The 6502-nt window shown below is 36.9% G+C and carries 9 protein-coding genes; 1 reads left to right on the top strand and 8 read right to left on the bottom strand.

Going from position 1 to position 6502, the window contains the following annotated elements:
- Nucleotides 1-58 precede the first annotated feature (58 nt).
- From frr to IV88_RS08575, 7 genes are all read right to left on the bottom strand, one after another.
- Nucleotides 59-619 (bottom strand): ribosome recycling factor, encoded by a 561-nt coding sequence (frr, locus tag IV88_RS08605; protein WP_057800492.1) that lies wholly within the window; start codon nucleotides 617-619, stop codon nucleotides 59-61.
- 2 nt (nucleotides 620-621) lie between these two features.
- Nucleotides 622-1344 carry a UMP kinase gene (gene pyrH, locus IV88_RS08600; protein WP_057800491.1) on the bottom strand — a complete coding sequence of 241 codons (723 nt, stop codon included), beginning with the start codon at nucleotides 1342-1344 and terminating at the stop codon, nucleotides 622-624.
- Nucleotides 1345-1457: 113 nt separating this feature from the next.
- Nucleotides 1458-2336, bottom strand: coding sequence for a translation elongation factor Ts (gene tsf / locus IV88_RS08595; RefSeq protein ID WP_057800490.1), 879 nt, complete (start codon nucleotides 2334-2336; stop codon nucleotides 1458-1460).
- An 85-nt stretch (nucleotides 2337-2421) separates the two neighbouring features.
- On the bottom strand, nucleotides 2422-3210 hold the full coding sequence (rpsB, locus tag IV88_RS08590) for a 30S ribosomal protein S2 (RefSeq protein WP_057800489.1): 789 nt from the start codon (nucleotides 3208-3210) through the stop codon (nucleotides 2422-2424).
- A gap of 150 nt (nucleotides 3211-3360) precedes the next feature.
- A complete protein-coding gene (locus IV88_RS08585; protein ID WP_057800488.1) occupies nucleotides 3361-4356 on the bottom strand; it encodes a D-2-hydroxyacid dehydrogenase in 996 nt (331 codons plus the stop codon).
- A 59-nt stretch (nucleotides 4357-4415) separates the two neighbouring features.
- Nucleotides 4416-4700, bottom strand: a complete 285-nt coding sequence (locus IV88_RS08580) for a GIY-YIG nuclease family protein (protein WP_057800487.1) — start codon at nucleotides 4698-4700, stop codon at nucleotides 4416-4418.
- The gene (locus IV88_RS08575) at nucleotides 4684-5442 is read right to left on the bottom strand and encodes a tRNA1(Val) (adenine(37)-N6)-methyltransferase (RefSeq protein WP_057800486.1); all 759 of its coding nucleotides are present in this window, start codon (nucleotides 5440-5442) and stop codon (nucleotides 4684-4686) included. The genes IV88_RS08580 and IV88_RS08575 overlap by 17 nt, the downstream gene beginning before the upstream one ends.
- Before the next feature lie 79 nt (nucleotides 5443-5521).
- Here IV88_RS08575 and IV88_RS08570 point away from each other — a divergent pair, with 79 nt between their 5' ends.
- The gene (locus tag IV88_RS08570; RefSeq protein ID WP_057800485.1) at nucleotides 5522-6148 is read left to right on the top strand and encodes a lysophospholipid acyltransferase family protein; all 627 of its coding nucleotides are present in this window, start codon (nucleotides 5522-5524) and stop codon (nucleotides 6146-6148) included.
- 28 nt (nucleotides 6149-6176) lie between these two features.
- Here the strand turns inward: IV88_RS08570 and IV88_RS08565 are convergent, their stop codons facing one another.
- The gene (locus IV88_RS08565; protein ID WP_057800484.1) at nucleotides 6177-6398 is read right to left on the bottom strand and encodes a YneF family protein; all 222 of its coding nucleotides are present in this window, start codon (nucleotides 6396-6398) and stop codon (nucleotides 6177-6179) included.
- Nucleotides 6399-6502: the final 104 nt, after the last annotated feature.

Genomic DNA, 6502 nt, shown 5'->3' with positions numbered 1-6502 from the left:
ATGCTTGACTTTGGGTAGAAAAAAAGCTGCGACAATAGTCACAACTTTTATTTAAAAATTAACCTTCAATAACTTCTTTTTCCTTAGCGCTAACAATTTCATCAACTGTCTTAATAGCTAAATCAGTAATTCCTTGAGCTTGTTTTTCAAGATCATGTAATTCATCATCATTGAAATCGCCATTCTTGTTGCCCTTTTTAAGATTATCCATCGCATCACGACGAATATTACGAACAGCAACTTTAGCTTTTTCACCTTCGGCTTTAACACTCTTGGCTAAATCTTTTCTTGTTTCTTCAGTCAATTGAGGAATAACTAAACGAATTGCAGTACCATCATTAGCAGGATTGATTCCCAAATTAGATGTCAAAATAGCCTGTTCAATATCACCGAGAACACTTTTATCATAAGGTGTAACTAAAAGCACACGAGCTTCTGGGATTGTGATTGAAGCCATTTGATTAAGAGGAGTTGGAGCTCCGTAATAATCAACTGAAACTCGATCTAACAATCCAGCATTAGCACGTCCGGCACGAATACTACCTAAGTCACGTTCCAAAGATTGGTGTGCTTTATGCATTCGTTCTTCTGCGTCAGTTAAAATTTCATTTTTTGCCAAATTTATTTCCCCCTAACAGTTGTTCCGATGTTCTCACCTAAAACAACTTTTTTAATGTTACCAGGTTGATTCAAATTAAAGACAACTAATGGAATATTATTTTCCATTGATAATGAACTTGCAGTTGTATCCATTACATTAAGACCCTTATCAATGATATCCATGTGAGTTAACTCATCAAATTTAACAGCATTAGCATCTTTGTTAGGATCTGCAGAATAGATTCCATCAACACCGTTCTTAGCCATTAAAATTGCTTCTGCGCCGATTTCTGCAGCTCTTAAAGCAGCAGTTGTATCAGTTGAGAAATATGGACTACCTGTACCAGCAGCAAAAATAACAATCCGATTCTTTTCAAGATGACGAACCGCTTTACGACGAATATAAGGTTCTGCAATTTGTCTCATTTCAATTGAAGTTTCTACACGTGTAGGAACGTCTAATGATTCTAAGCTGTCTTGAAGAGCAAGAGCATTCATAACAGTTCCAAGCATACCAATGTAATCAGCTTGAACTCGTTCCATACCCATTTGTTCGCCAGTTTCTCCACGCCACATGTTACCACCACCGCAAACAATTGCGATTTGAACACCCATGTCGTGAATATCCTTTAACTCTTCTGCAACCTTCTTAATTACTGGTGGGTTGATACCTGTCTTTTGTTCTCCAGCTAGAGCCTCACCACTTAGTTTCATTATTACGCGCTTATATTTAACGTCAGCCATTTATCTGCCTCCTGTTTATTTATCTTTAATTTTATCATACCCAGTTAAGAGCGTCACTGTTACCTCATAATTTAGGCAAAATAAAAAGGCTGATTTTATTCAGCCCTTTTAAATTATTCACCCATTTCTTTGCGAACTTCTTCAGCAAAGTCAACGGTTTGCTTTTCAATACCTTCACCGACTTCATAACGGACGAATGATTTAACTTTTCCACCCTTAGAGGCAACGTATTTAGCAACTGTTTGATCAGGATCCTTAACAAATTCTTGATCATCCAAACTCATTTCTGATAAGAACTTGTTTAAACGGCCTTCAACCATCTTTTCGATGATTTTAGCTGGTTTGCCTTCACCTTCAGCTTCTTTTGTAAGTACTTCACGTTCGTGATCCAATACTTCAGCAGGAACTTGGTCACGATTTACATACTTGGGATTAATAGCTGCAACGTGCATTGCAACGTCTTTAGCTGTTTCTTCATCAGCGCCTTCAACAACAACTAATGAAGCAATCTTTCCGCCCATGTGTAAGTATGATCCGAAATGTTCGTCATCGGTCTTTGAAACTGTTTCAAAACGACGAAGAGAAATCTTTTCACCGATTACTTGAGTTGCTTCGATGATATCATCATTGATTGTACCTTTTGGTGACTTCAATGCTAAAGCACCTTCTAAATCAGAAGGATTTTCAAGTGCAACTTGTGCAGCGATTTCTTTAACAAGGTCAACGAAACGATCGTTTGAGGCAACAAAGTCAGTTTCTGAGTTAACTTCAACGATTGCAGCTGTGTTTTCATGAGTTTCAACGTCTGCTAAACCTTCAGCAGCAACGCGATCACTTTTCTTGGCAGCTTTAGCAATACCTTTTTCACGAAGAAAATCGATCGCTTTTTCCATGTCGCCTTCAGTTTGTACTAAGGCTTTTTTAGCGTCCATCATTCCGACACCGATCTTATCACGTAATTCTTTAACTTGAGCAGCAGAAATACTTGCCATTATTATGGCCTCCTTTAATTTTCATATAAAAAGCCATCACAGTCTAGGCCATAAAGGTCTAAAGCGCGACAGCCTAAATAACTAACTATTTTTCAGAGCTTCCTTCTTCAACTGTCTTTTTCAAGTCAGCTAAAGTGTCTTCACTAACGTTTGCGTTAGCTGCAGCAGCTTCATCTTCAGCGTCTTGGTCTTCGCCTTGACGTCCTTCGATAACAGCATCAGCCATTTTTGCAGTAATTAAACGAACGGCACGGATAGCATCGTCGTTTGATGGAATGATAACATCAACTTGATCAGGATCAGAGTTTGTATCAACCATTGCAACAACAGGAATGTTAAGCTTTTGAGCTTCTTTAATAGCAATTTGTTCCTTACGAGGATCAACAACAAACATAACATTTGGAATATGTGGCATATCTTCGATACCACCCAAGAATTTTTCAAGCTTGTCTTTTTGCTTGTTAAGAAGTGAAACTTCCTTCTTAGGTAGACGTTCGAATGTACCGTCTTCAGCCATCTTTTTGATGTCTTTAAGACGTTTGATACGTGTTTGAATAGTATTCCAGTTTGTTAAAGTTCCACCTAACCAACGATGGTTAACAAAGTATTGGCCAGCACGTGTTGCTTCTTCTTCAATAGCAGTTTGTGCTTGCTTCTTTGTACCAACAAACAATACAACACCGTCATCAGCAGCAACGTCTTTAACAAAGTTATAAGCGTTGTCAACTAACTTAACAGTTTTTTGTAAGTCAATGATATAAATACCATTACGTTCTGTAAAAATGTATGGTTTCATCTTTGGGTTCCAACGACGTGTTTGGTGACCAAAGTGAACACCTGCTTCAAGTAATTGCTTCATAGAAATAACAGCCATGTTATTCTACCTCCTAGTTTTTCTTCCCCAACTTTCAGTGGTCATAGGAATCTCTGCAAAGCAGCGACACTACCCACGACTTCCAGTTAGGTGCTTTTTAGCATTTAAGCCGAATATAAGTATACCGTATCGCCTAGTTCATGACAAGTATTAATCTAGACTAACTAAGTTTTCAGCAGTCCCTTTTTCAATAAAACTTTTATTATTGTCCAATGCGATTTGTACCATATTCTTTACAGCCGTTTTGGTGTAAAAAGCAGAATGTGGTGTAATCATTACATTTTCTCTATTGTACAAATTATTAAAAATAGGATCATCTATGGCCTGACTGCCATGGTCAACGTCAAAGATACCGACTTCGTTTTCGTAAGTATCCAATCCAGCACCTGCAACCTTGCCACTATCCAAAGCTTTAATAAGAGATTCTGAATCGATTAACGTCCCTCTGGAATAATTTAAAATAAATACTCCACCCTTCATTTGGCTGAAGGCTTCATCATTTAACATATGATAATTATCTTTCAGAGCCGGTACATGCAATGTTATTACATCTGCTTGTTTGTACAATTCTTCTAATGTATCTACGTAAAAACCTTCTTTTTCAATCTCAGGATTACGAAAAACATCATAACAAACTAATTTGGCACCAAATCCTTTAAAAATGCTCATAGCAGCACGACCAATTCGTCCTGTGCCGATCACTCCTACAGTCATTTGGTTTAACTCAAGTGCAATGTCTGGTGCCCAACGAAAATCTCCCGATTTCATTTTGGACTCAAACTCTGGAATCCTACGTAATAAAGCCATTAATTGTGTAACTGATAACTCAGCTATAGCACTAGGGGAATATGCTGGGACATTTGATAAATTAATATTGAACTTACGCAAAGTTTCAAATGGTACATTGTCCACTCCTACATTTCTCAGTGAGAAAGCGTGAATACCGTACTCATTCATTTTCTCAAAGATTCCATCAGAATATGGTTTTTGTTGATAAGCAACCACTCCATCAAAACCTTTAGCTAAATCAATGTTATCAGTAGTCAACAAATCTTGAACTGCTTTAACTTCGATTTTGTTCTTTTCTTCCCATTCCTTTAGATAGGGAAGTTCGTCATCTCTTATTCCATACGCAATAATTTTCATCAATACGTCCCTCTTCCTTTGAAATTGCACCACCACTATATCATAAAAGAGCTTTCATTTCAGGAGTAATCTACGTCATTTTCTTTTAAATATTTTAACTTCTTTTGCCTAGTTTGGTGCTTGAAGGAATATTCTGCATGCATAGCATCATGTTGAGACTCAAAACTTTCAAAATAAAGTAGTTGAACCGGACGCCGACGTTCAGGCTTGGTATATTTTGCCCCTTTTCCAGCGTTATGAGTCGTAACTCGGTTAATAAGGTTAGTTGTATACCCACCATACAAGGTGTTATCAGCACATTTTAATACGTAAAAATAAAAACCGTCCTTAACTGGGATTTCCATATAACATTGCCTTCATTTCTTCGGAGTACTCACTACCTTCATACTCAATAATTGGTGGCATTATACGCACTCCTCCACTTTTTCCATCTTTTATCGCTTCAATAAGCACAACATTTGCTTCTTCTTCATCATGCCCATAGGCAAATTGAATTCGTTTCGGAGACAATCTGGTCTTTTCCATCATATTCAAAATTTCACCCAAACGGTCTGGACGATGAACTAAGAAAAGCTTACCGTTCATTTTTAGTAATCTACTACTAACCGTCAACACACTTTCTAAATCAGTCTTGAGCTCGTGACGTGCAATGGCTAAATAGCTGTTAGGATTTTTTATGCTTTTTTCAGAGACTTTAAAATAAGGTGGGTTACAAAGTACTGCATCAATTGAATCAGGAGCAATTACCTTTTCTGAATTATTCAAATCTTGATTAAAAACATTAATTTGTTTTTCTAAGTGATTCAGTTTGACACTTCTTTCTGCCATATCTGCTAGCCTAGGTTGAATTTCCACCATGCTGATGTGTCCTTGAGTTCTATGAGACACAAAAAGTCCCACCGCCCCATTGCCAGCGCAGAGATCCACAATATTTGTATTTTGACTTTTTTTAACTTCAGCAAAATTGGCCAATAACACAGCATCAATTGAAAACGAAAAAACTTCTGCCGATTGAATAATTTCAACGCCTTCACTAAAAAGCTGATCAATTCGTTCGTTATTCTTTAATAGTGACTTATTATTCATATATAATTCTCCTGGTTGCAACTTTAACAGATTTTGTTCATACTTATTCTAAATAAAAAAATTAAAAAGGTGAAAAGTAATGTTATATTCTTTTATTCGTGCCATCGTTAAGGGCTTGATTTACTTAATTAATGGTAAGCCAGTCATCTTAAACCATGAAAAACTACCAACAGAAGGATCCTACATTCTAGTTGGCCCTCATCGAACTTGGTTTGATCCGGTTCTATTTGCATTAGCAGCATCTCCGAAGAAATTCTCTTTCATGGCTAAGCAAGAGTTATTTAAAAATCCAATTCTTGGATGGTTTATAACAAAGTTAAATGCTTTTCCTGTTGACCGTCAACATCCCGGCCCTTCTGCCATCAAAACACCAGTTAAAATTTTAAAAAAAGGTGAATTGGCAACTATCATTTTTCCATCCGGAACTCGCCACTCACAAGAGTTAAAAAGTGGTGCATTCGTAATTGCCCGTTTAGCCAATGTTCCAATTATTCCGGCAGTGTATCAGGGGCCACTAACTTTTAAGAGTTTATTTACTCGACGCAAAACACATATTGCATTTGGTGATCCAATCAATATTGATCGTAAAACCCGTTTAAATGACGATGTATTAGCAGATTTAGAAAAGCAATTAAATCAAAATTTCAATGATCTTGATAAACAAATCGACCCGACATTTAAATACGTGGATGTTTCTGCAAAATAAAAAAACCTGGTTATTAACCGGGTTTTTATTATTTCTTTGCTTGACTTTGCATTGCAGTCATCATTTGATGAAGTTTCTTTTGTGATGGTTTTTGACCCATCTGAAGCATCATCGTCCGTAACATATCTTCGTTAATTGGTGGATTATTTTTTAAATAATTCTCCATGTACCGGCGAGCTAAGAAGAAACCACCCACAGCACCTAACAAAAGAGCAATGACAACAATCACAATCCAAATTGCTGTTGACATTTAAAGGACCTCCAATATTTACTTACATTACTAATTCTACACAACTTTAGCAAAAAACAAAAGTACAGAATTAGTCGTCATAGCGTAACTTAATTGTGGGTGGA

This window comes from Pediococcus argentinicus (genome assembly GCF_001437605.1).
Lineage (GTDB): Bacteria > Bacillota > Bacilli > Lactobacillales > Lactobacillaceae > Pediococcus > Pediococcus argentinicus.
The sequence above is the reverse complement of the archived record's forward strand: the minus strand, read 5'-3'. Positions and strand labels throughout refer to the sequence as shown.

What these genes read in the sequence shown, in the direction of transcription:
- IV88_RS08565 (WP_057800484.1), bottom strand. Translation starts at nt 6,398, where the DNA reads ATGTCAACAGCAATTTGGATTGTGATTGTTGTCATTGCTCTTTTGTTA.
- IV88_RS08585 (WP_057800488.1), bottom strand. Translation starts at nt 4,356, where the DNA reads ATGAAAATTATTGCGTATGGAATAAGAGATGACGAACTTCCCTATCTA.
- tsf (WP_057800490.1), bottom strand. Translation starts at nt 2,336, where the DNA reads ATGGCAAGTATTTCTGCTGCTCAAGTTAAAGAATTACGTGATAAGATC.
- pyrH (WP_057800491.1), bottom strand. Translation starts at nt 1,344, where the DNA reads ATGGCTGACGTTAAATATAAGCGCGTAATAATGAAACTAAGTGGTGAG.
- IV88_RS08575 (WP_057800486.1), bottom strand. Translation starts at nt 5,442, where the DNA reads ATGAATAATAAGTCACTATTAAAGAATAACGAACGAATTGATCAGCTT.
- IV88_RS08580 (WP_057800487.1), bottom strand. Translation starts at nt 4,700, where the DNA reads ATGGAAATCCCAGTTAAGGACGGTTTTTATTTTTACGTATTAAAATGT.
- IV88_RS08570 (WP_057800485.1), top strand. Translation starts at nt 5,522, where the DNA reads ATGTTATATTCTTTTATTCGTGCCATCGTTAAGGGCTTGATTTACTTA.
- rpsB (WP_057800489.1), bottom strand. Translation starts at nt 3,210, where the DNA reads ATGGCTGTTATTTCTATGAAGCAATTACTTGAAGCAGGTGTTCACTTT.